The sequence below is a fragment of the Staphylococcus sp. HMSC057A08 genome (assembly GCF_001812925.1).
Taxonomy (GTDB): Bacteria; Bacillota; Bacilli; order Staphylococcales; family Staphylococcaceae; genus Staphylococcus; species Staphylococcus hominis.
Map to the genome: position 1 here is coordinate 351,312 of NZ_KV810854.1, position 24,179 is coordinate 375,490.

General features: G+C 29.6%; 22 protein-coding genes and 1 pseudogene. 5 read left to right on the forward strand and 18 right to left on the reverse strand.

The genetic code is table 11. The features are described from left to right. From HMPREF2881_RS11475 to sosA, 8 genes and pseudogenes are all read right to left on the reverse strand, one after another. Positions 1–1,553 (reverse strand): annotated as a pseudogene (locus tag HMPREF2881_RS11475) (IS1182 family transposase); the annotation flags it as partial. Positions 1,554–1,828: 275 nt separating this feature from the next. After that, positions 1,829–4,864 (reverse strand): exonuclease subunit SbcC, encoded by a 3,036-nt coding sequence (gene sbcC / locus HMPREF2881_RS06325; RefSeq protein ID WP_002449110.1) that lies wholly within the window; start codon positions 4,862–4,864, stop codon positions 1,829–1,831. A gap of 1 nt (position 4,865) precedes the next feature. Continuing rightward, positions 4,866–5,990: an exonuclease subunit SbcD gene (gene sbcD / locus HMPREF2881_RS06330; protein WP_002449112.1), complete on the reverse strand. Its 1,125-nt coding sequence runs from the start codon at positions 5,988–5,990 to the stop codon at positions 4,866–4,868. Between the two features lie 160 nt (positions 5,991–6,150). Beyond that, positions 6,151–6,618 carry a CcdC family protein gene (locus HMPREF2881_RS06335; protein WP_002449105.1) on the reverse strand — a complete coding sequence of 156 codons (468 nt, stop codon included), beginning with the start codon at positions 6,616–6,618 and terminating at the stop codon, positions 6,151–6,153. Positions 6,619–6,750: 132 nt separating this feature from the next. Further along, entirely contained in the window at positions 6,751–6,993 is a 243-nt protein-coding gene (locus HMPREF2881_RS06340; RefSeq protein ID WP_037541068.1) for a YneF family protein, read from the reverse strand. 228 nt (positions 6,994–7,221) lie between these two features. After that, a complete protein-coding gene (gene tkt, locus HMPREF2881_RS06345; RefSeq protein ID WP_002449100.1) occupies positions 7,222–9,210 on the reverse strand; it encodes a transketolase in 1,989 nt (662 codons plus the stop codon). A gap of 101 nt (positions 9,211–9,311) precedes the next feature. After that, positions 9,312–9,551: a DUF896 domain-containing protein gene (locus tag HMPREF2881_RS06350; protein WP_002449118.1), complete on the reverse strand. Its 240-nt coding sequence runs from the start codon at positions 9,549–9,551 to the stop codon at positions 9,312–9,314. A 186-nt stretch (positions 9,552–9,737) separates the two neighbouring features. Continuing rightward, complete coding sequence (gene sosA, locus HMPREF2881_RS06355) at positions 9,738–9,971, reverse strand: DNA damage-induced cell division inhibitor SosA (protein WP_002455378.1); 234 nt, start codon at positions 9,969–9,971, stop codon at positions 9,738–9,740. Positions 9,972–10,114: 143 nt separating this feature from the next. Here sosA and lexA point away from each other — a divergent pair, with 143 nt between their 5' ends. Further along, positions 10,115–10,735 (forward strand): transcriptional repressor LexA, encoded by a 621-nt coding sequence (gene lexA / locus HMPREF2881_RS06360; protein WP_002449099.1) that lies wholly within the window; start codon positions 10,115–10,117, stop codon positions 10,733–10,735. A 203-nt stretch (positions 10,736–10,938) separates the two neighbouring features. On the opposite strand, the gene HMPREF2881_RS06365 is transcribed toward lexA, so the two are convergent. From HMPREF2881_RS06365 to rpmG, 4 genes are all read right to left on the reverse strand, one after another. Then, complete coding sequence (locus tag HMPREF2881_RS06365; protein ID WP_037555855.1) at positions 10,939–11,964, reverse strand: CAP domain-containing protein; 1,026 nt, start codon at positions 11,962–11,964, stop codon at positions 10,939–10,941. 14 nt (positions 11,965–11,978) lie between these two features. Further along, on the reverse strand, positions 11,979–12,956 hold the full coding sequence (gene guaC, locus HMPREF2881_RS06370; RefSeq protein ID WP_002449104.1) for a GMP reductase: 978 nt from the start codon (positions 12,954–12,956) through the stop codon (positions 11,979–11,981). Positions 12,957–13,150: 194 nt separating this feature from the next. Next, positions 13,151–13,420, reverse strand: a complete 270-nt coding sequence (gene rpsN, locus HMPREF2881_RS06375) for a 30S ribosomal protein S14 (protein WP_002449108.1) — start codon at positions 13,418–13,420, stop codon at positions 13,151–13,153. 171 nt (positions 13,421–13,591) lie between these two features. Next, on the reverse strand, positions 13,592–13,741 hold the full coding sequence (rpmG, locus tag HMPREF2881_RS06380) for a 50S ribosomal protein L33 (protein WP_001265708.1): 150 nt from the start codon (positions 13,739–13,741) through the stop codon (positions 13,592–13,594). 248 nt (positions 13,742–13,989) lie between these two features. Here rpmG and HMPREF2881_RS06385 point away from each other — a divergent pair, with 248 nt between their 5' ends. Together HMPREF2881_RS06385 and HMPREF2881_RS06390 are read left to right on the forward strand one after the other, a co-directional pair. Beyond that, positions 13,990–15,438: an amino acid permease gene (locus HMPREF2881_RS06385; RefSeq protein WP_002455381.1), complete on the forward strand. Its 1,449-nt coding sequence runs from the start codon at positions 13,990–13,992 to the stop codon at positions 15,436–15,438. 136 nt (positions 15,439–15,574) lie between these two features. Further along, the gene (locus tag HMPREF2881_RS06390) at positions 15,575–15,889 is read left to right on the forward strand and encodes a hypothetical protein (RefSeq protein WP_002449111.1); all 315 of its coding nucleotides are present in this window, start codon (positions 15,575–15,577) and stop codon (positions 15,887–15,889) included. 81 nt (positions 15,890–15,970) lie between these two features. Here the strand turns inward: HMPREF2881_RS06390 and HMPREF2881_RS06395 are convergent, their stop codons facing one another. The 4 genes from HMPREF2881_RS06395 to HMPREF2881_RS06410 are packed head-to-tail and all read right to left on the reverse strand — an operon-like array spanning position 15,971 to position 20,088. Continuing rightward, positions 15,971–16,774: a Cof-type HAD-IIB family hydrolase gene (locus tag HMPREF2881_RS06395; RefSeq protein ID WP_002449102.1), complete on the reverse strand. Its 804-nt coding sequence runs from the start codon at positions 16,772–16,774 to the stop codon at positions 15,971–15,973. 50 nt (positions 16,775–16,824) lie between these two features. Further along, on the reverse strand, positions 16,825–17,742 hold the full coding sequence (thrB, locus tag HMPREF2881_RS06400) for a homoserine kinase (RefSeq protein ID WP_002488311.1): 918 nt from the start codon (positions 17,740–17,742) through the stop codon (positions 16,825–16,827). 1 nt (position 17,743) lies between these two features. Next, on the reverse strand, positions 17,744–18,805 hold the full coding sequence (thrC, locus tag HMPREF2881_RS06405; protein ID WP_002488307.1) for a threonine synthase: 1,062 nt from the start codon (positions 18,803–18,805) through the stop codon (positions 17,744–17,746). Between the two features lie 5 nt (positions 18,806–18,810). Next, positions 18,811–20,088, reverse strand: a complete 1,278-nt coding sequence (locus HMPREF2881_RS06410; protein ID WP_002455385.1) for a homoserine dehydrogenase — start codon at positions 20,086–20,088, stop codon at positions 18,811–18,813. A 199-nt stretch (positions 20,089–20,287) separates the two neighbouring features. Here HMPREF2881_RS06410 and HMPREF2881_RS06415 point away from each other — a divergent pair, with 199 nt between their 5' ends. Further along, complete coding sequence (locus HMPREF2881_RS06415) at positions 20,288–21,667, forward strand: aspartate kinase (protein ID WP_002455386.1); 1,380 nt, start codon at positions 20,288–20,290, stop codon at positions 21,665–21,667. A gap of 49 nt (positions 21,668–21,716) precedes the next feature. Here the strand turns inward: HMPREF2881_RS06415 and HMPREF2881_RS06420 are convergent, their stop codons facing one another. Beyond that, positions 21,717–22,298: a hypothetical protein gene (locus HMPREF2881_RS06420; protein ID WP_002448718.1), complete on the reverse strand. Its 582-nt coding sequence runs from the start codon at positions 22,296–22,298 to the stop codon at positions 21,717–21,719. A gap of 317 nt (positions 22,299–22,615) precedes the next feature. Between HMPREF2881_RS06420 and HMPREF2881_RS06425 the strand changes: the two genes are divergently transcribed. Continuing rightward, positions 22,616–23,473 (forward strand): hypothetical protein, encoded by an 858-nt coding sequence (locus HMPREF2881_RS06425; protein WP_002488690.1) that lies wholly within the window; start codon positions 22,616–22,618, stop codon positions 23,471–23,473. A 51-nt stretch (positions 23,474–23,524) separates the two neighbouring features. Here the strand turns inward: HMPREF2881_RS06425 and HMPREF2881_RS06430 are convergent, their stop codons facing one another. Then, on the reverse strand, positions 23,525–24,070 hold the full coding sequence (locus HMPREF2881_RS06430; protein WP_002488666.1) for a thermonuclease NucI: 546 nt from the start codon (positions 24,068–24,070) through the stop codon (positions 23,525–23,527). Positions 24,071–24,179: the final 109 nt, after the last annotated feature.

The window sequence follows — 24,179 nt, forward strand, 5'->3', positions numbered from 1 at the left end:
TACTTTTCTTATATTAAGTGCCATTAATACAAATTCTAGTTCTCTTTTGACTTTATTTATCCCTCAAATGGACATTCGAGTGAAACCCAAAATAGCCTTCATAAATCCAAAAACAGGCGCCACGTCAATTTTTCCTTGACTGTAGATGGTTTTTGTTTTTGCTTCTGAAAGCTTTTGATTAATTTGGGCTTTAAAATATTCCCAATTATAATTTTTCATTATTTTTTTATTTGTTTTTGAATTGAATTTCATCCATTGGTGCTTCAAAGAACATTCTGAACAATCATCACATTCATATAATTTAAAGTCCCGTTTAAAACCATATTTATCATGACGATAGGCATATCTTTTAAAACCTAATCGCTTTTTGTTTGGACAAATGTATTCATCGTTAATTTCGTCATAATCCCAATTTTGAGTATTAAAGATGTCACTTTATACTTTTTAGTTTTATCTTTTATCAACATACCGTAAGTTATAAGCGATGTTCGATTAAAATCATCTATAATTGCCATATAATTGGGTTCGCTACCATAACCTGCGTCAGCTACGATATATTCAGGTAAATGACCGTAGGTCTCTTGAATTGAATTTAAAAATGGTATCATCGTTCTTGTATCAGTAAGATTTTGATACACATGATAAGATAAAACGAATTGAGAATTTGTCGCTATTTGTAAATGATAACCTGGCTTGAGTTGTCCATTTTTCATATAATCTCCTTTCATTCTCATAAATGTGGCCTCATGATCTGTTTTAGAATAACTATTTCTATGCTTTAAAATAAATTTTTAGCCTTCGTATTTATGCTTTCGCTCAGAGTAATTATTAATTTGCTTTTTATATTTTTTAATTTTAGTTCTTTTGAGCCGTATTTGTTTTCTTATTTTAGTCCATTTTTCATTATCGATATGTTGGTTTAAATCTTCGATTTCTTTATCGAAATGACTACCAATCAAATCTATTTCTTTTTTTGTTAAGTCATTATCGCGATCTTCTTTAATCTCAGTTATGATTTTATTTGTCACCCATTCATGATAGAGCACTTTAGAATCTTCATTCTTCCTTGACTCATGGTTTTGAATACTCTTTTTTCATACAAATGTATATCGATTGGCATTCGCCTCAACTTTCGTACCATCAATAAAAATGACCTGTTCATCTATAAGATGTTGTTTCAAACACTGACTATGAAATTGAATAAATAATGATTCTAATAAAGCATCTACTTTTGGATTGACTCTAAATCGATTAATCATTTTATAAGAAGGATTTTGATTTTGTGATAGCCACATCATTCGGATGCTATCATTAAGTCATTTTTCTATCTTACGTCCTGAAAACACAGATTGTGTGTAGGCATATAGAATGACTTTTAACATCATTTTTGGATGGTATGATGTTGCACCACGATGATGTCTGAATTTATCAAATTCAGTCTTAGGAATGGTTTCTACAATATCATTGACATGTCGTGAAATATCATTTGTGGGGATAAGAATTGAAGTTTCCATTGGTAGAGTAAGTTGAGTCATGTTATAATCTTTATACATAAGGCACCTCGTTAATTTAGTTTATTAGTGTTTATTAAATTATACGAAAGGGTCTTATTTTTTTGAAGTATTTCAATGTAAAATTACATATAAATACAGAGTGTTTTGGCGAGACTCTTGAGGGAACAGGACAAGCTGAAGACTACAGGCTGAAGCTGTCCCCTAAGAAAGCGAGCCAACAATACGTAGTATTGTAAATAAAGAAGCCAGTAAATGAATTTATAAAAAACTCATTTACTGGCTATTTTTTAGAAATTATGTCCCAGCCTCTTTTGTTATTTCCATTTAAATTTTGTGTAACTTTGATACTGATTTGTATTTACTTCAAGTATTAATGGAATTCGTTGTTTTAATTCACTCACATGAGAGATAATTCCTACCATCCGTCCAGATGTTTTTAAATTTAATAATGTATCAAGAGATGTTTCTAAAGTTTCTTGATCAAGTGTGCCGAATCCTTCATCGATAAACATTGATTCTAACGTAATACCTCCAGATTCTTGTTGTACGACTTCACTTAATCCTAATGCTAGAGCCAGGGATGCTTGAAACGTTTCTCCCCCTGATAATGAACTAATATGTCTTGACTTATTAGAATATAAATCAAATACATCGATTTCTAATCCACTATATCCTTGTGATATTGATTCTCTTCGTTTAAGTTGGTATCTTCGCCCGCTCATTATATCTAATCTAATATTTGCTTGATGTATAATTCTTTCTAAATAATAAATTAATACATAGTTTTCAAGCGATAATTTTTGATGATTCTTTCCAGATAAAACCTCAGATAAATTAAAAATTTGTTGCTGCTCTTTTAACTCTTCATCTAAATAGTGAATATGTTTTTCTATTTTTGCAAATTTTTCATCATTCTTCTTAATTTTATATTGTATTGATACAACATCATTAACATACTGATTATATTTTTCTTCGATATGTTCTTTTTGCATTTCAAGATTAGATATATCTTCAAGTTCTTTTTCACTTGTAAGGCGTGTTAATCGTTCTATTTCAACGTTATATTTATGTTGTTCCTTATCGAATTGATTAATTCTTTTCTCAATATGTTCTTTATTTTGAAGTTCCTGCTTTAATTTTTTTATTTCATCTTCATTTTCTAAACCTAATCGTTTCATTTCTTTTCGGATAGTTGTTGCAAAATAATCTAATTCTTTTTGTAGTTCTTTACTCGTAGCTAAATAATTATCAACACTATTATTTTCTAAAGCTAGCGCATTTTGATATGATTGCATGTTTTTATTAGTATCATTAACATGTTGATGATATTCATCAATCTCTTTTCGAAGACTTAAGTAATAATTTTTAAAAGTTTCAATACTTGAATATCCTGTATTTATTTCAAAATCTTGAATTAAAGTTTGATTCTGACGTTTTTGAGAAGCTAATTTCTCTAATTTAAGTTCTTGCTGATGCTTCTCTTGCTGTAACGTATGAAATTTTTGTTGTAATTTATCTAACTCTTCTAATTGTTGTTGTAATTGTATTTTTTCAGACTTTGCACTTTGTAACTTTTCTTTGATTTGGTCTAAATTAATCGATTTATACTCTATCTCTCCTAAATCTGATATGCTTTGAGAGAGTAATTCACACGTCGCTTCGCTTTTACTTAAATGCTGTTTTTTTTCATTAATTTCATTAGAAAGTTTATCAAGTAATTGATGATTTTGATTAATAGTTTCGAAATCAATATGCTGATTTAAAGATTCAATTTCATTTCCACATATTGGACATGTATCGCCAATACGTAACGCTGACTGTATTTCAATAATAAAGGTTTGTTTATCATTTAAATCAATATTACGTTTATCAATGATTCCTAACTGTTGATTGAGTGTATCAATGTCATTTTTTAAATTTTGTACCTCTTTTGAATGTTGATGATATTGTCGTTTTAGGGAAACTTGCTTTTCATACTTATCTTTTAAATTCTGTTGTTCATCTAATTGTTTTTGTAATTGATATATTTGTTCAGTCAGCTCATCAATAGCTTTATTATCCACTTTATAGCTATCAATAGATTTACTCATTTTATGTTCTTTATTAATTAACTGCTCTTGCTCTTTCATCATTTCATTATAACTGTGAATAATATGTTCTTGCTCTTTAAACGCTTGTTGATATTTATTCAAATAATTATAAAAGGGCTTTGATTGTTCTAAACTCTCACTTTTTAAATGATATGAGTCACTCATCTTGTCTAATTGTTTACGTTCTTTTTCAAGCATGTTTATTTTATTATTTAATTGCGATATTTTATTTTCAGTTTCTATTATTTTGGTTTTTATTGTTTGACGTTTTTCTTCTTTAAAGTGTTGTTGATCATATAAATTAAACAGCATGCCAGCATCATTTAATCGATTTAATTTTACTTTTAATGCATTTATGTCATCCATTTGTTCATCTAACTGATGTTTTAATTGATGATATTCTTTCAGTTCACTCAGTTGTTGTTCTAACGTTTTATTTAAATCAATACGTTTTGTTATAGAAAGCAATTGTTCGTTTTGCTCATTTTTTAGATGCAGTCTTTTTTCTTCGATTTGATGACCTATTGCTCTAAAATCGGGAATAGTCTGTATTAATTCTTGAGTTTTCATGTGATGAATTTGTTTAAATTGAATTAATTGCTCATCATCAAATGCTTCGATATCTTCCCATAGTAATTTTATTTGATTGTATCTTTTTTCAATTTGTTTTTTCTCTTCTTTCACTTCACTTTGAAGAAGTTTTTGAATTTCTTCAAAACGTATACTATTAAATAAAGTTCTTAATATCCCTTGTTTATCTGTACTATTGGATACTAAAAATTTTTTGAATTCACCTTGTGGAAGAATAAATAACTGTCTAAATTGTTCAGCATTAACTCCTAGTAATGATTTAATATATTGATTTCCAACGCTGATTTTACTTTCTCTTAATTCATATGTTTCACTTTTAGAATCATATTCATACACATCTAGTTTTCCTGGTGTTTGACTAGTGTTTCCTTCTTTAGTAAAAGCGCCTTGACGAATAATTTTGAAATATTTTTTATTGAGTTGAAATTCATATTCAACCCACATAGGAGATTTTGCCTCTGCAAAATGACTTCTTAATCCCGCTTCACTTCTGCCTTCTGTAGAAGCTTTTCCAAATAACGAAAATACAATTGCATCAAATATCATGGTTTTTCCCGAACCAGTTTTACCACTAATTAAAAAAAGTTGATCATTTTTAATTTGAGTAAAATCAATCATTTCATGTAAGAATGGGCCAAAATTATGTAACGTTAATTTTATTGGTTTCATTTTAGACCTCCTTATTCGATACCAAAGTGATTAAATTATTTATTTTTTCTTCCTGGTATTTTGTCATCTCATTATCTGTAATCATCTTATAAAATTGCTTAATAATAGTTTGGTCGTCTTGTTGTTGTATTTGTGTCTGATGTAAAGGTCCCTCATTTTCAAAAGTAATATTGCTAAGCGCAAGAGTATTAGGGAATAGTTGTTTTAAATGAATCATTGGATCACTAATATACGACATATTTTTAAGTTTGAAATGTATATAATTATCTTTATTTTTAGGTTGAATATGTCCTTGAATCACTTCATCATACTCGCCCTCAACCACTTCAAGCTCTCTTAAAGGTTTAAGTTGCACAAATGATGTTGATATTTCATTTTTATCTTTAATCACCAAACGTTTATATCCCTTAGGCTGGTTTATTTCTGAAAATGAATATTGTAACAGTGAACCAGAATAATCAATAATGTCATCTTTAATACTAAATGGATGATGTAAATGTCCTAATAACACTTTATCAAATACGTTAAAACACGATTTAGTAACACTTTCAACAGTCCCAATTGTTAAAGGTCTTTCTGAATCTGATGTTTTTCCCCCATTTATCGTTAAGTGACCAATTAAAATATTTATTTTCTCTTTATTCAAATTTTCTACTATATAATTAATACATTTTTCTGTTGCTTGTTGATACGTTTGAATAGAAGCATCTTTAAAAAATTCTTTTACTTCACTAATAGTAGCAAATGGAAGTACATAGAAATGTACATCATTAAATACGATAGGCTGATTCATATGTTTTAATTTTGTACGTATAAAGAGTTTGGAATGTTCAAACCATGAAGCACCATAATTCAATCGTTCTTTACCGTCGTGATTACCATTAGAAATAATCATGGGGATATTCATATCTATATTAATCGTATGAATAGCATTTTCAAAAAGATAAATGGTTTCTTTACTCGGATAAGTTGTATCATAAATATCCCCAGAAATCACAACTACATCAGGTTTTTCATCTTTTAAACATTGAATAAATTGTTCTAAAATAAATGATTGGTCTTCAAGAAATTGTTTTCCGTTAAGTATCTTTCCTAAATGCCAATCTCCAGTATGTATAATTTTCATAACATTCCCCTTACTTTTTAAAGAATTATAATTTAATTTTAAAAAAGAGCGAGATTGAATTCTCAATGAACTCACATACTCGCTCTAAACTTCAATTCAATTTAATATCAAAAAATAATATTTTATTTAATTTTAGATAAGCTAATATTATTAATCTCTATTATGAGACTAAAGATTTTTTAACGTTTTTATATTTATATAACATAGCTAAACGCCAAGGAACAATCATACTAAATGCCAATAAAAAGAACATGCCTCCGATTTCTCCTGGATCAATAGAGCTACTAATAAATATTTTTATGATTGTTCTAATAATTAAAAGCGAAATTAAAATGATTGGAAACGCTTTTGATCGTTTCATATATACCTCAGCACCTTGAACTTCAAAATGACTTGTCCAGATAAGTACAGACGAAAATATCACACCTAAAATGATAGATTCTAAAATTTCAGCCCCAGTTAATCTAAAATATGGAATGACATACATCAAAGCACCTGTCGACATAAAGATAGGAGGTAAAATAATTTTCTTTTCATTTACAGGGAATTTTTGTGCTTTCATACGAATAACTATGACAACAATCCCCATAAACAATGCAAATACTATGGAAAAAACTAAATATGCCAAATTTACACCTTCTTATATTCACATAACTAAAAGTTTAATACTATTATAATTCTTAAATACTCCAACTAAAAATGTTTTACAACAAAAACAAAGGATTGTAAACCCTTATGGCATACAATCCTTTAATAACTATTATTTTTTTGAACTCTTCATGTTTTGATCCATGTTTTTGTTCATCATCGTCATCATTTGATTGATTTTCTTTTGAGACGGTTTTTGTCCCATTTGCATCATCATCATACGTAACATTTCTTCATTGATAGGTGGGTTTTTTTTCAAATAGTCCATCATATATTTTCTTGCTAAGAAGAAACCACCAACTAGTCCGATGATAAGTGCTACAATGATTAATAAAATTGCTAACCAAGTTGCCATTGTTTCACCCACTTTCTATATCCTACTGAATTTTACTAAATAACTATCTTGATTTCAAGAGTTAGTTTTAGAATAACACCACTTCGCTTTTATATTAACAAACTGTTTAACACGAATACTAATATTATAAATCACTTCATATAAAGTACTATTCACAAAATAAGAAAGAGCAGGAAAGAACTCATTTTGAATTCATTTCCCGCTCTCTATGTTGACTAAATCATAATATTAAAAAGTGCGAATTTGATTTAAAATATTTTCTTTAGTAAAGCCATATTTTTCAACAACTAAGTCTCCTGGTGCACTTGCACCAAAACCATCGATTCCAATGACTTTGCCTTCAGTGCCTACATATTTATGCCAACCGAGTGGTGAAGCCATTTCAATTGCAACACGTTTAGTTAATTCTTTTGGAATAACTGATTCTTTATACTCGTCTGATTGTTGCTCAAAAGCGAACCAGTTTGGCATAGAAACTACTCTTACACCTTTACCTTGTTTATCTAAATCTTTAGCTGCTTCAATAGCTAAGCTTACTTCTGAGCCAGTTGCTAACAATAGATATTCTGGTTTAGTTTCAGTTTCAAATACAATATATGCACCTTTTCGTACGCCTTCTTCAACCGTTTCTTCATCTACATCTAAATAAGGAAGGTTTTGACGAGTTAAAACTAGAGATGTTGGTGTTTGTTTAGATTCTAATGCAACTTCCCATGCTACTCTTGTTTCATTACCGTCTGCTGGACGAATGACGTTCATATTTGGAATAGCTCTTAAACCTGCTAACTGTTCAATAGGTTCGTGTGTTGGACCATCTTCACCTACAGCAATTGAATCATGTGTAAAGATAAATGTTGCATTCAATCCCATAATTGCAGATAAGCGTAATGCTGGTTTTAAGTAATCGCTAAATACGAAGAAGGTAGCACCATAAGGATGTAAACCTCCATGTGCTGCCATACCGTTTACTGCAGCACCCATAGCAAACTCTCTTACACCAAACCAAACATTTTTACCTTCTGGAGTATTAGGATTGTAATCTGTAGCTTCTTTAACATTTGATTTATTAGATCCTGCTAAATCTGCAGAACCACCAAAGAATGAAGGAACAGATTTACTAATTGCTTGAATGATTTCTCCAGAATCTGCACGAGTAGCTGCATTATGGTCACTACTGAATTTTGGTAATTCATCTTTATAATTTTCAGGTAATTTACCACTGATTGTCAATTTAAATTCTTCAGCTAATTCTGGATATTTTTCTGTATATGTTTCTAATTTTTCTTTCCACTCATCTTCATGCTCATTTGCACGTTTTAACATTGTTGTTTGGAAGATTTCATATACTTCTTCTGGAACATTGAAACGTTTTTCTGGATCTAATCCATATGCTTCAAATGTAAGTTTTCTTTCATCAGTACCAAGTGGCGCTCCGTGAACACCATTTGTACCGCTAACGTTTGGCGCGCCGTAACCAATAATTGTTTTAACTTCAATTAACGTAGGACCATTTTGCTGTTTAGCTTTAGTAATCGCATTATCAATTTCTTCTAAATTGTTGCCATCTTTTACTAAAATATGGTTCCATCCATAACTTTCAAAACGTTGTTTTACATCTTCTGAGAAAGATTTGTTAAGTTCACCATCAAGTGAAATATCATTTGAATCGTATAATACAATAAGTTTATCTAATTGATTATGACCAGCAAATGAAGCTGCTTCATGAGAAATACCTTCCATTAAATCTCCATCTGAAGCCAACACGTAAGTATAATGATCTACAACGTTAATATCACCTTTATTAAATTTACCACCTAAATGAGCTTCAGCTAAAGCCATTCCCACAGACATAGCAAATCCTTGCCCTAATGGACCTGTTGTAACTTCAACACCATCTGTATGACGAAACTCAGGATGTCCAGGTGTTTTAGAACCCCATTGTCTGAACTGCTTTAATTCTTCTAATTCTAAGCTTCCAGAGACATGTAATAAACTATATAGTAAAGCAGAACCATGACCTGCAGATAATATAAATCTATCTCTGTTAAAGTAGTCTTTAGATTGTGGATTAAAGTTTAAGTGGCGAGTCCAAAGCGTGTAGGCCATTGGTGCAGCTCCCATAGGCAAACCAGGATGACCAGAATTTGCTTCTTCAATTGCATCAATACTTAATGCACGTATAGTATCAATAGCTAATTGGTCTTTTTCATTAAACATCTTACATACTTCCCTTCTAGAATTAATCATCTTTTATATATTATAACTTAAAAATATAGTAAATGATAAGATTATAATGTTAATGATTAAAATGTTATTAACTATTGATCATTCTTTTTTCTTTCTTGAATTTTTTTAAGTTTTTCAGGCGTTACATCGTTGCCTTCTGGATCAATGACTTTGGTACTTTCAATTTGTTGTTTAAATCCCTCTCTAAAAGAATCTAAATATTGTTTACGCAACTTAGATTGCTCTTTTGCTTCAGCTTCTGTTAAACCTTGCTCTTTTTTCTTTTTTGCTAATTCATTAATTCTATCTATATTTAAATTATTATTTGACATGTCATTACACTTCCTATTCTTTTCTTTAATACATATAAAATACTTAATTAATATAACAAAAAAGAGACATAGATAAAAAATCTAAGCATCATAAACTCTTTCTAAAATAAATGAAGTATTTTTATATAATACTTCATATTCCCATTTCTTAGAAGTAATAACTTTTTATCTGTATCTCTTAAATATTTATTTAACTAATGCGAACACTTTATAGTCTGTTTGTTCTGTATTGTTGGGTATATCGTTCTTATAATCATCGTTTAAAATCGCTTTTTTAGGGATCGTATGATCGGTAATTTCGTACATGTGTTCCGTATGAGCGTTCTGATATAAATTAGTAAAAAACACCAGAAAAACGATGCAAGATACTACTAGAACAATTATATTTTTAATGATATTACTAGTACGATTACTAAGCATTTATTTTCACTCCTAGAACATTTGTTTGTATAAATACTTTAACAGAACTAGTGTTCCTAGTCAATAGAATTACGAACAAACGTTTGTTTAAAAAATCAAAAAATGCTATACTATATTAAAATAAACTTAGGGAGTGCCTATATATGAGAGAGTTAACTAAAAGACAAAGTGAGATTTATGATTATATTAAACATGTTGTTCAAATAAAAGGTTATCCACCAAGTGTAAGAGAGATTGGTGAAGCTGTTGGTCTTGCCTCAAGTTCAACTGTGCATGGTCATTTATCTAGATTAGAAGAAAAAGGATATATTAGAAGAGATCCTACTAAACCTAGAGCAATTGAAATCGTGAGTGACCAAAATAATGATATGACTAGAGAAGAAACTATCTATGTTCCTGTTATCGGTAAAGTTACAGCAGGAGTTCCGATTACCGCAGTTGAAAATATAGAAGAATACTTTCCATTACCAGAACATTTAACGTCTACACACAATAGTGATGTGTTTATTTTAAATGTTATCGGTGAAAGTATGATTGAAGCGGGTATTTTAGACGGAGATAAAGTAATTGTAAGAAGCCAAACTATTGCTGAAAATGGAGATATTATCGTAGCAATGACTGAAGATGATGAAGCTACTGTAAAACGCTTTTTCAAAGAAAAAAATCGATATCGTTTACAACCAGAAAATAGTGCTATGAGTCCCATATATTTAGATAATGTAACAGTTATCGGTAAAGTCATTGGTCTATATAGAGAATTATAGTTTATCTCTTGTTCGTTACGTTAAAATCTCTTATATATGTTTAATATACAAAAAACTAGAAGCGCATAGACGCTTCTAGTTTTATTTTTTATTTAAAATCTCTTTTACTTTATCAAGTATATCTTTTTTCTTATTTTTCTTTGTAGGCATAATATCAACTTCCTTGCAAAATGAACATACCCCTATATATTATAAATCAAACATTATCCAGCGTAGTTTTCTGTCCAAAATGGTTGTCGATTTTTATTAAAATCTACACCTACACCTAATGTATTTACGTGCGTATTTAAAATATTTTCTCGGTGTCCTAGAGAATTCATAAGTCCTTCGTGAGCATAAATACTACTTTGTTGACCATAAGCTAAATTTTCAGCAGCAGCATTAAATTGAATACCATCACGTTTCATTCTATCGAAAGGTGAATGACCATTTAAATCAGTATGATCAAAATAATTATTTTTAACCATATCTTCACTATGTTTTCTTGCAGTATGAGATATTTTTTTAGAGTAATCCAATGTATTTAATCCGTGTTGTTTTCTTTCTGCATTAACTAAATCAAAATTTTGATATTCAAAGCTTTTTTCTAGCGTTGTAGATGGTGCACCATATTGCTTTTGTAATCGGTTTTCCATCGATTCACTCACTTGCAACAACCCTGTTAAGTTATTTTTATTATGTTTATCGTAAAATGCAGTGGTATAAATGTGATCTTTATAAAAAACATCATATTCATTATTTTTTACAACAAAACGATAACGTCCTTTTGTAATTTTATCTACTGGTTTACCGAGACGTTGTTCAACCACTTTTTTAGGGGTATTATATTTAATTTTAGATTTAGAAATTATAATATTTTGATTACTAAATAAAGCATTAACTTTATTATTAATGTAACTTACCATTAAAAAATTTTGATAATCATCATTGTAATAAGTGTACCATTTTGTACCATATTCATTTGATGTCACTCTTTTTGGTCGCCCTATCTTATTTTCTACTTCCTTTTGAGACATATTTAATTGAATATTATTAACTGCAAATTCTTGTTTTTTTGGAACTTTAAGCACATTATTTTTAAAACTTGTATCTTCATTTAATAAAACTTCTACTTTATCTCTTACATTATTTTGTAAATTAATAAAAAACTGGTTTTCTTCAATGGGTTTAATAATGATAAATAACAAAAATATTGCAGTAAATAAAAGGAACTTTTTAATAATATTCACCTACTAAACATATATTAATCTCTATCACCATTAAAAATTGAGTTTCTTACAATAACATAGTCAACAGTAGTTAGTGATTTTAAATCTTTACCGCCAGCATAGGAAATTGAGCTTTGAAGATCTTGTTGCATTTCAACTAAGGTATCTTTTAATGAACCTTTATGTTCCACAAACATTTTCTTCCCTTCAACATTCTTATGTTCCCCTTTTTGGAATTCGGAAGCACTACCAAAATATTCTTTATAACGTTTACCATCTAACTCAACTGTTTCGCCAGGAGATTCTTCATGCGCTGCAAATAATGAACCAATCATAACCATAGTAGCTCCAAAACGAATAGATTTCGCAATATCACCATGTGTTCTAATACCTCCATCAGCAATAATTGGTTTACGTGCAGCTTTACTACAAATGTTTAATGCAGCTAATTGCCATCCTCCTGTACCGAATCCAGTTTTAATTTTAGTAATACATACTCGTCCTGGTCCTATACCAACTTTAGTAGCATCTGCACCAGCATTTTCTAACTCTCTTACTCCCTCAGGGGTTCCTACATTACCCGCAATAACAAATGATTGAGGAATATGTTTTTTAATATGTTTAATCATATTAATAACCGAATTAGCATGACCATGAGCAATATCAATTGTAATATATTCAGGTATTAAGTGCTCAGTTTTTAATTTTTCTATAAATTCAAATTCAGTTTCCTTTACACCCACTGAAATAGAAGCAAAAAGTCCTTTATTTTGCATTTTTTTAATAAAAGGTATGCGACCTACTTCATTAAAGCGATGCATAATATAAAAATAATCATTTTCTGCAAACCATTCTGCTAAAGATTCATTCATTACTGTTTGCATATTAGCTGGAACCACTGGTAACTTAAAAGTTTTTGGCCCAAATTGTACAGTCGTATCACATTCAGATCTACTATTAACAATACATTTATTTGGAATTAATTGAATATCTTCATAATCAAAAATTTTCATACTTTAAATTTCCCCTATACATTTTAAATTTAAAAGACACTGTAGACATAAATAAAATATCTGACTCTTTACAAAATTATTTATAACGTAATCTAGAGCGAGAAATCACCTTTTTCTCGCTCTTATTATTTATATCCTTATATACTTTACAATTTTTTAAATACAATGTAAACGGACTAAAGTATTAGTTTCAATTACCAACTAGATTTTTTCACACCAGGAATTTGACCTTTATGAGCATGTTCTCGAAATGCAATTCTAGACATTTCAAATTTTCTCATTACACCTCTAGGACGTCCTGTAACTTTGCATCTTCTTGTTAAACGAGTTGGAGATGAATCTCTTGGTAATTTCTTTAATGCTTTATAATCTCCTTTTTCTTTCAACTCTTTACGTAATTCATAATATTGATTTACTAATTTTTCTCTTTTTAATTCTTTAGCTATTTTAGATTTTTTAGCCATATATTATCTCCTTTTTATAAATCGTAATGATTACGTTTTATATATTAACATACTTTTAAAAAATTACAAAGACATTTATTTTAAAATTAAAAGACTCATACATGTTATTCATCTTAAACATGTATGAGTCTATAATAGTTTATCTTTTTGTCGTATTTAAAAGATAAGGAATTATTTAGTTTCACGGTGTAGCGTGTATTTATTTAATCTTGGGCAATATTTTTTCATTTCAATACGCTCAGGGTTATTACGTTTATTTTTTGTTGTAATATAATTACGATCGCCACATTCAGTGCAAGCTAAAGTTACATTAACGCGCATCAATAACATCCTTTCTTGTTATATATAATTAGGAATTCTTACGATTTAAAATTCTATCATATCCTTCATTTTCACGCAATAAGTTTCTTTTAATTTAGTCAGTTTCCTTCTACATAACAAAAACTAATCGTTTAAAAAATCAGAAAATTTAAAATTTTTAAAACAAATTGTTCAAAAGTTATTGAATACTTGAACCAAAACGATTAAAATGATTTGTATATTTTAAATTTTAATTTAGGAGATATTATATGGAAGATAACAATATGAAACGCGGTCTTAAGTCAAGACACATATCTATGATTGCTATCGGAGGTGCAATAGGCACTGGACTTTTTGTTGCTACAGGTAGTGTCGTTTCTCAAGCAGGACCTGGAGGAGCTATCTTAGCTTATTTATTGATAGGAATCATGCTTTACTTTTTAATGTCATCTATTGGAGAACTTGCTACATTTTATCCTGTATCTGGTTCGTTTAGTTCATATGCTACCCGTTTCATTGATCCGTCTATCGGTTTTACAATGGGCTGGTTGTATTACATTCTATGGTCATTAGTATCAAGCGTTGATGTAATGGTAGCTTCTAATGTTTTATTTTATTGGGATGTATTTAAAATTTTCAGTCCTCTAGTATGGAGTTTAATTTTTATAACGATTATATTCCTATTAAATATCTTTACTGTTAAAGCATTTGGCGAAACAGAATTTTGGTTATCACTAATTAAAGTAGTCACAATTATTGTATTTATTGTTGTCGGTATATTAATGATTTTTGGTATTCTTGGTGGACATACATATGGATTCGAGAATTATACCAAAGGTGAAGCACCTTTTGTAGGTGGTTTATCTGGTTTCTTAGCAGTATTACTTGTAGCAGGATTTTCTGTGGGTGGTACGGAAGTTGTAGCGGTCACTGCAGGTGAATCTGATAATCCTGAAAAAACTATGCCAAGGGCTGTTAAGCAAGTATTTTGGAGAATTTTATTATTTTATGTTTTATCTATTGTCGTCATTGCAGCTATTATTCCTTATACTGATCCTTTATTATTAAATAAAAATCAATCAGTATCTCAAAGTCCGTTTACTATAGTTTTCGATCGAATCGGTATAGCATTTGCAGCATCAATTATTAATGCTGTTATTCTTACATCGTTACTATCTGCAGCGAATTCTGGAATGTATACAACAAGTAGAATGCTTTTCTCTTTGAGTGATGAAAAGCAAGCACCAAAGTTTTTAAGTAAATTAAATAATAAAACAAAATTACCGATGCGTTCATTAGTCACCACTTACATTTTAGTAGTAGCAATTATTATTCTAGCTAATTTCTATGCTAATGCAGTATTTAGCTTGTTAAATATTATTGGCTCTTTAGTTATTATTGTATGGGCAATAAGTGCATGGGCTCAAATACGTTTACGTAGAGGTATTAAACGTCAAGGCAAAGATATTAATACATTATTGCCTTATAAATCACCACTTTTCCCTCTAGGTCCTATCATTGTATTTGCTACATTAATTTTCTTATACTTTGGTAATTCTATCGGTGATTTATTTAGTGGTAATATAGGTGATTTTTTTGTTAATATCATGCCTTTAATTGTCTTAGCGATTATCTTTATCGTACATAAATTGATTCGTAAAACTAAATTTGTAAAATTAGATCATATGGATCTTACAGCTCATCATTATCATGATTAATATCATCGTTTATTTAGGAGTAGAATTAAATACAATTCTACTCCTGTTTTTATTACTAAACACAATATGTATATTTTCTAATAGTCGTTTATTTTGTATAATGAGTATAACGATAACGACTTAGAGGTGACTGAGTATGGTAGGTCAAACAAATTTATTTGATGACGTAATAAAGAGCGATGAACGTTTTGTTATTGTCGTACAATCTTTAGAAGAAAGAAATGGACAATTACTGAAACGCACATTGCGTGAGTATCCTAGTCTAACTCATGATCAAATGGAAAACTTATTTACACATTTAAAAGATGTATTTCAAGATGAGCCATTTCGCGATAACCAATCTGCATATACAGTAACAGTATATACAAATTTAGATTATGCAGCTGATCAAGTATATGCTCATGTAAAAAGAAATAAAGGTAAACGTGATTGGACACACACTGCTAAATAACTAGTTATGATAATAAAAAAAGGAAGCGAAACTTGATTCAATACGAATTCATTCCGCTTCCTTTTAATTTATATAAATGTTTTATAGCAATTCTTTAAGTGCTGCTGGTATACCATTAGAATCATTATCTAATGTAACTTTATCTGCAATCTTTTTTAATTCTTCACTCGCATTTCCCATTGCTACAGCATATCCTACAACTTCAAACATTGATTGGTCATTGAGGCTATCTCCAAAACAAATCACTTCTGATAATGAAATATTTAACTTTTCACATAAAGCTTTAATTGCATTACCTTTAGAAACATCTTTAGCCATGAATTCCAGGAAGAAAGGTTTGCTCGTCGTCACATCAATATCAGAATTAAATGTTCCATTTAATTCGTTACGTGCTTTTGAAATATTTTCTTCATAATCAACGCCCATTGCTTTAGGTACATCAGACTGAATATACGCTTTAATATCATCCACTTGTTTCATAGGTAGACCAGTTAATTCTGATTCAATTTTACGATATTCATGTTCTGTATCAAAGATAATTTGTCCGTCTTGATACGTTAATGTTAAAAAGCCTTTTTCGCGACAATAATCTGTAATTTTATCAAAATGATCTTTAGTTACACTTTTACTTACTTCAATTTCTTCTGTTTTAGCATTAATTGTTTTACCACCATTATAACTAATGATATAGCTTTGGTAATGATCTAACTTTAATTCTTTAGCTACTGGAATCATTCCCTCAGTTGGTCTTCCAGAGGCTAAAACAATCTTATATCCTTCTTCTTGTAGTTGAATTAAATAATCTTTGGTTTCAGGACTAACTACATTATCACTTGTTATTAAAGTGTCATCCATATCCATAACAATCATTTTATAGTTACTCATTTCTTAGTTGCTCTCCTTTCATTTTTGCTCTTATCTATTTTACAATAATTTTATGAAGGATACACAACTTCTTCAATAACACCTACATTATTAATTGTTGCAAGTTCAGAATCGCAAGTTGTTATTTCTGATTTTAATGTTCTCACAAGTGCTCCACTTTTTTCTTTACGACTCAATGTCAATATCGTTGGACCTGCTCCACTAATCACTGTAGCATAAGCATCATATTTTTGGGATAGTACTTTTACTTTTTCAAATTCAAGAATCAAGTGTTGACGATAAGGTTCATGAAAACCATCTTGTGTCATCATTTTTCCAGCAAGGTCATAATTATGTTGAATTAATGCACAAATCATTGTATTGCTAATCGCACTATTTTGAACTGCTTTCTCATGAGAATAATTATCTGGAAGTACCCTACGTGAGTCTTCTGTTTTGAGTTCATATGTTGGGATAGTAAGAATCACATCTACATCAGGCATATCAATATGTGCCACATTTGTCTCTTTGGTTTCAGGATTATAATATCCTGCGAGTAATCCACCATAAATTGTAGGCGCTACATTATCAGGATGCCCTTCTATTTCAGTAGCTAGTTGTAGTAACTCATACTTAGATAATTGGATATTACCGAAGTAGTTAGCGATATATAATGCTCCAACTAAAGCGGATGCAGATGATCCTAACCCTCTTGCTAATGGAATCTCACTTCTCATCGACACTTTTAAATTAGGTAAAGTCACATTATATTTTTCAGCTACTTGTTGTGCAACTTTATAGACATAATTACTTTTATCTTTCGGTAATGAGTCTAACTCTTCATTTAAATATCTAAATTCCCAGTTACTTCCTTCCGCTTCCTCAACATATAGGTATAAATATTTATTAATTGCCATACCAATAGAATCAAATCCTACTCCTAAGTTAGCAGTTGATGCAGGTATTTTCAGGTGAAGTGATGGCTTCATATTAAAGTGTTCCTTTAATATAATTGATAATACTTTCTTTATTGTTTGGAAGCGGTTGAATTGGATTATCTAAAACTGAGATAGCAGTGTCTGGATCTTTTAGTCCATTACCAGTTAATATTGCTACTACTTTTTTACCTTTCGACAATTTTCCTGCACGTTGTAATTTGATTAAACCAGCAATTGAAGCATTACTTGCTGGTTCACTAAATACACCTTCTTTAGATGTCATTAATTGATACGCTTCTAAAATTTCATCATCAGTCACACTATCAATGAGGCCATTTGATTCTTCTAACGCAACAGTCGCTTTTTTCCAACTTGCTGGATTACCGATACGGATTGCTGTAGCGATTGTTTCAGGATTTTTAATAACTTTATTTTGAACAATTGGTGAGGCTCCTTCTGCTTGGAAACCAAATAATTGAGGAAGTTGACTTCCTTTTTTCTCATGATACTCTTTAAAGCCTTTCCAATAAGCAGTAATATTTCCTGCGTTGCCTACTGGGATTGCTAGAACGTCTGGAGCTTCTTCTAATTGATCCACAATTTCAAATGCACCTGTTTTTTGTCCTTCTATTCTAAATGGATTAACAGAATTTACTAATTCAATATCATCATCATTTTGTGCAATCTCTTTAACGATTTCTAATGCTTCATCGAAGTTACCTTCAATTGAGACAATTTCTGCACCATACATGACCGCTTGCGAAAGTTTACCTAAAGCAATCTTTCCTTCGGGAATCACTACAATTGCTTTTAAACCTGCACGTGCAGCATAAGCTGCTGCTGAGGCAGAAGTGTTTCCTGTTGAAGCACAAATCACTACTTTTTTAGCTTGTTCTTTCGCTTTTGTTACAGCCATTACCATTCCTCTGTCTTTAAAAGAACCGGTTGGATTAGCACCCTCATATTTAACATATAAATCAATATCTAGCATTTCTGATATATTAGCACAGTGAATCAGTGGTGTATGTCCTTCATTTAAAGTAAGTTTAGGTGTATCTTCATTAACCGGTAAATAATCTTTAAATTCTTCTACTAAACCTTGCCATCTTTTCATAATTATTAAACTCCTTCAACTGGATAAATTTTTTCAATGTTGTAATTTGCTTTACTAAGTAGTGATTCAGGTGATTGGTCTAATCCGATAATCACAACGCCATAAGAACTAGAATCACGTTGTTCTATTTGAAGTGATTTATGGAAGGGTAAATCTGATTTAAGTTGATCTTTAAGTTTATCAATTGATTCATTACTATGAATGACAACATAGTAATTTAATTTTTCTCCAATAGCAATTGCGTCACCATTATCCATTAATTCTCGAGTTTTATTTGTTTTTAATTCGAAATGAGGTGGAAGTGTATGTAAATTTGACTCAAAGAAGAGTGCTACATTTAATAAATCACTCACTACTGCACTACCAGTAGCTAAGCTACCTGCCCCTTTACCATAAAACATAGTATCCCCTACAGCATCTCCAATAACATAAATTGCATTGTATTCATTTTCTACTGCTGCAAGCTGATGTGATTTATGTATTAAGGTTGGTTCAACGGATGCATTAACTTCGCTATGATGATATGTACTTTTACCAATTAATTTAATCTTATAACCTAATTTGTCTGCTACATTAATATCAGATAACGTTGTTTTACTGATACCTTTTACTTTCACATCATTTAACTTAATTACTTGGTTAAATGATAAATAAGAAGTAATCACTACTTTTCTAGCTGCATCAATACCTTCGACATCATCAGTAGGATCTACTTCAGCAAATCCTAATCTTTGTGCTTCAGCAAGTGCATCTTCAAATGAAGTTTGTTCTCTTGTCATTTTTGAAAGAATAAAATTTGACGTACCATTTAAAATCCCCATAAATTTAGAGATATTATTAGCATTTAACCCATTATTAATCGCGTTAACAATGGGAATACCACCTGCAACACTTGCTTCAAATTTTAAGGCTACTCCTTGTTGTTCTGCTAGGTTCTCTAGTAATTCTAAATGCACAGCAAGTAGATCTTTATTTGCTGTAATGACATGTTTTTTTCTTTTTAAAGATTCTCTTAACCAATCAACAGTTGGTTCAATTCCTCCCATTACTTCTATAACGATATCTATATCTTCATCGTTTAAAATTTCATTAATGTCTTCTGTTAAATGATATTGACTAATATTAATAGGTCTTTTTTTAGTGGTATCTCTTACTAAAATATGTTTAATAACAATATCTTTATTTAGAGTATCTTTAATTTGTTGTCGATTTTCTTCAATAATTTTTACTACACCTGAGCCTACTGTTCCTAACCCCAGTAATGCGACGTTTAATTCCTTCATAATTTTTATCTTCCTCCCATTTGTATTATTGAGAAGTACAATTGTTTTATTGAAAAACACTTAAATTTATTATACTATTAAATCAAATTAGTTGAATAGGACTTTTAAAAGAAAAAGTGAATATGTAGATATATATTATCATGTAGTATCAGGAAATTAAATAGAATTTTCTGATTTTTTAGAAAGGTTGGTAAATTTTATGAAAGTTGCTAAGTTTGGTGGAAGTTCTGTTTCAAATGCAACACAAATTAAAAAAGTCCTAAATATCGTCAATGATGACCCAGACAGAAAAATTATTATTGTATCTGCACCTGGTAAAAGACATAAGAATGACGTTAAAACAACTGACTTACTTATTCGTCTATATGAAAAAGTAATCAATCATTTGGATTATCAAGATAAAAAAAGAGAGATTATTCAACGTTATGCAGATATTTTAGAAGAATTAAATATGGAGTCTACACTCTTAGAAACAATAGATGAAACACTTGAAACAATCATTAAACAATTAAACGATAAGCATGATCGTTTATACGATGCATTGTTATCATGCGGTGAGAATTTTAATGCTCAACTTATCGCTAAATACAACGATTCTCAAGGCATTAAAACAACATATCTCTCACCAAAAGATGCTGGTATCTTAGTAACTGACTTACCACAACAAGCACAAATTTTAGAAGATGCTTATGATAAAATTTATAAATTAAGAGAAATTGAAGGAAAAATTATTATCCCAGGTTTCTTTGGTGTTTCTAAACATAACTATGTTGTTACATTTCCGAGAGGCGGTTCAGATATCACAGGTGCAATCATAGCACGTGGTATTAAAGCATCATTATATGAGAATTTTACAGATGTATCTGGTATTTTTAAGGCAAATCCAAATGTAATTGAACATCCTGAACTTATTGAAGAAATTACATATAGAGAAATGCGTGAGTTATCATATGCCGGCTTTAGTGTTTTTCACGATGAAGCATTACAGCCTTTATATAAACATAGAATACCCGTAGTCATTAAAAACACAAATCATCCAGAGGACAAAGGAACCTTTATTCGCCATGATCGTGAAGTCACAGATAAAAATCAAATTATTGGCATTAGTTGCGATAAAGATTTCACAGTTATAAATATTAAAAAATACTTAATGAATAGACAAATTGGTTTTACAAGAAGAATTTTAGAAATATTAGAAGACTATCATATCTCTTTCGATCATATGCCATCAGGTATTGATAATATTAGTATTATTATGCGTTCTAATCAAATTAAAGACAAAGAGAATGAAGTATTGAGTGCGATTAGAAAAAAATGTGATATTGATGAATTAAGCATTGATCATGACCTTGCCATCTTAATGATTGTCGGTGAAGGAATGACTCAATCTGTCGGGACTGCTAACACAATCACACATGCTCTAGCAGAATCCAATATCAACCTAAAAATGATTAATCAGGGTGCTTCTGAAATTTCTATGATGTTTGGTATTTCAAGAGAAAATGCAGATAAAGCTGTGTTATCAACTTATGAGTATTGCTATCATGGTGTATGCTTAAAAAATTTATGTCCTAAATAACAATTACATAAAAAAATCTGAGACATCTATTTGTCTCAGATTTTTTATATTAAACTTTTAGTGTAAGTGCTTTTTCAATTTTATGCTCTCCCACTACCATTTTTAAAATCACAAATTGATAATAGCTTAGAGCATCTAAAACTGACTTATAATTGGCTTCTAAATTATTTTGTTGATAATCTAATAAATCATACATTAATACGATTTCAGGTTTAATATAATCGACATCCCAAGTTAATGAATGAAAATAAATACTATTTTTAGGTAGTCGGATATTAGTGTTTAGTCTAAATATCCATTCCTCATTTATAACATCATAAATAAAAATACTTAAAATAACTTTATCATTATTAACAACGTTTATTTGAGAAATAGATGGAATATCTAAATTATTTTTATCCATGTTATGATTGGACATATCATAATATTTAAATGTATAACTTGAAGGAATAACTTTTAAAACCTCTACTATTCGTTTTCTTTCTACACAAATATCGACTTTCGAAGGTAATTCAAAAAGTTCATTTAAAAATAGTTGAATAGCAACTTCACCGTGAAATTTGAACGCTGTACGGCATTGATTTTTTAATATTCCAACTAGTTCTTCTACATGATTTTGGTGATGAGACATACAACTGTCCTCCTTAAAGGAAACGCTTTCATAAGTTAATTATACAGACACAATTTTATATTTTCAATTTTAATTTGTGAAAAATTTGTAATTCTTTTAACTCTTCTTTAGGTTATAAGATATAATTTTACACAATTTTATATTTATAATAATGAATAAATTATATCCTGTTATTATGTTCTTTTTCAACTTAAATTATCATTTTTTGTTTATTGAACATTAAATATATTTTGTTTATAATTAATTATTGATTTCTATAGAAAATTAATTTAATCATTAATCTTCTAATTTACAAATATTAAACAGGAGGTGAACATATGACACATACGATTATTCTGATTATTATTATTGTTATTCTTATACTTGCATTTATACTTAATCAAAGATACATGCAAGATAGAATAGATACTGAAGTTTACGCTAAAAATCAAATGGTCTCTAAAAATTCTTTACTCAGTAAAGAAAATTTAGAACTTAAAAATAAAATATTAAGTTCTAATAACGAGATTAGTCCTCATTCAAAACGTAATGCTAAACGTGAATTACAAGATATCTTAGACCGTTTTAAAGCTTCAGGAAAATTAAAATATTATAATATCATTACGACTAGTAATTTAGCTACTAAACATCCACTGTTTGAGTATGCAAGAACCTTTGACTATATAGTTGTATCTGACGTAGGTCTTATTAATATTGACGTTAAAAGTTGGAAACAAAAAACATTTTATCATTTTGATTTACCTACTTCTGATCACTTAGAGGGTAAGGATCAAAGTGTAGAACAAATTGTAGGTCATTATATTAGTAAGCAATATCATAGTCAATTTGATTCAAATCGTAATGAAATATATACTTTTGTTGAAAAAATTCAAAACAATCGAGTCATCTATGAATTTTATCAACATGATCCTTATGAACAAGCTGCTATTAATGCAAAAATCTTAAAAGATGGCATTGAAAAATATTTTAATCATAAAGTTCAAAGTATTGGGGTCATTTATTTTAGTGATGGTAGTGTTAATATAATTGAAGGTGCTGACGAAAGAGAGAAATATATTGATACAGTATCCACGAAATCTTCTTTAGAATCTGTGATTAATAATGCTATTGAATTATCTAAACACCCTCTATCTGAAACTCAAGTTAATACTATTGTTGAAAACTTTCATAACTAAACAATGAGTATGGGAGAACATTCTTGACGAATGTTCTCCCATACTCATTTTTTAACTCCAAAGATTCACTTTATCTTTTTTAGCTTGCTGTTCATCTTTTTCAAATGTACTTCTATATTTACCGTTAGGTGAAAAGTATTTTTCACGAGCTAATCCTTTTTTAACTAATTCTTCGTTATACATTGTTTTTTCATCTAACCATACATAGGCTAATGTACGACCATAACGGTCTTCTTTTTCCTTATCATATTCTAAATACACATCTTTATTATTTAAATGTTGTTTGCTGTAATTAGAAGCTTCTTTTCCATAAGGTTGAACTGGTGTGTTAGGTTTAACCGTTTCTGGTGTATCAACACCAATTAAACGTACCTTAATTTGCTCACCATTTGATTTCTTAGCCACAAATGTATCTCCATCTACAACCCGATCAACGTGGACTTTTTCTTTTCCTTTAAATTCTGTCTGTGGTGAATTAGATGAAGAATGTTGACTATCGTCTTTAAATGGCCCTGTATGATTTAAAAATTGAAATGCTAATACGCCAATAACAATGACAGCAAAAACAATTATTGTTAAATTTTTCTTTGAATTCATAGGTGCCTCCTATATTATATTTTTAATACTCAAATATAATATATAATATGTATTTAATAATCAATCAATACTTTCGACCTAAAAAGTCTACCTATATTGAATTTATTTT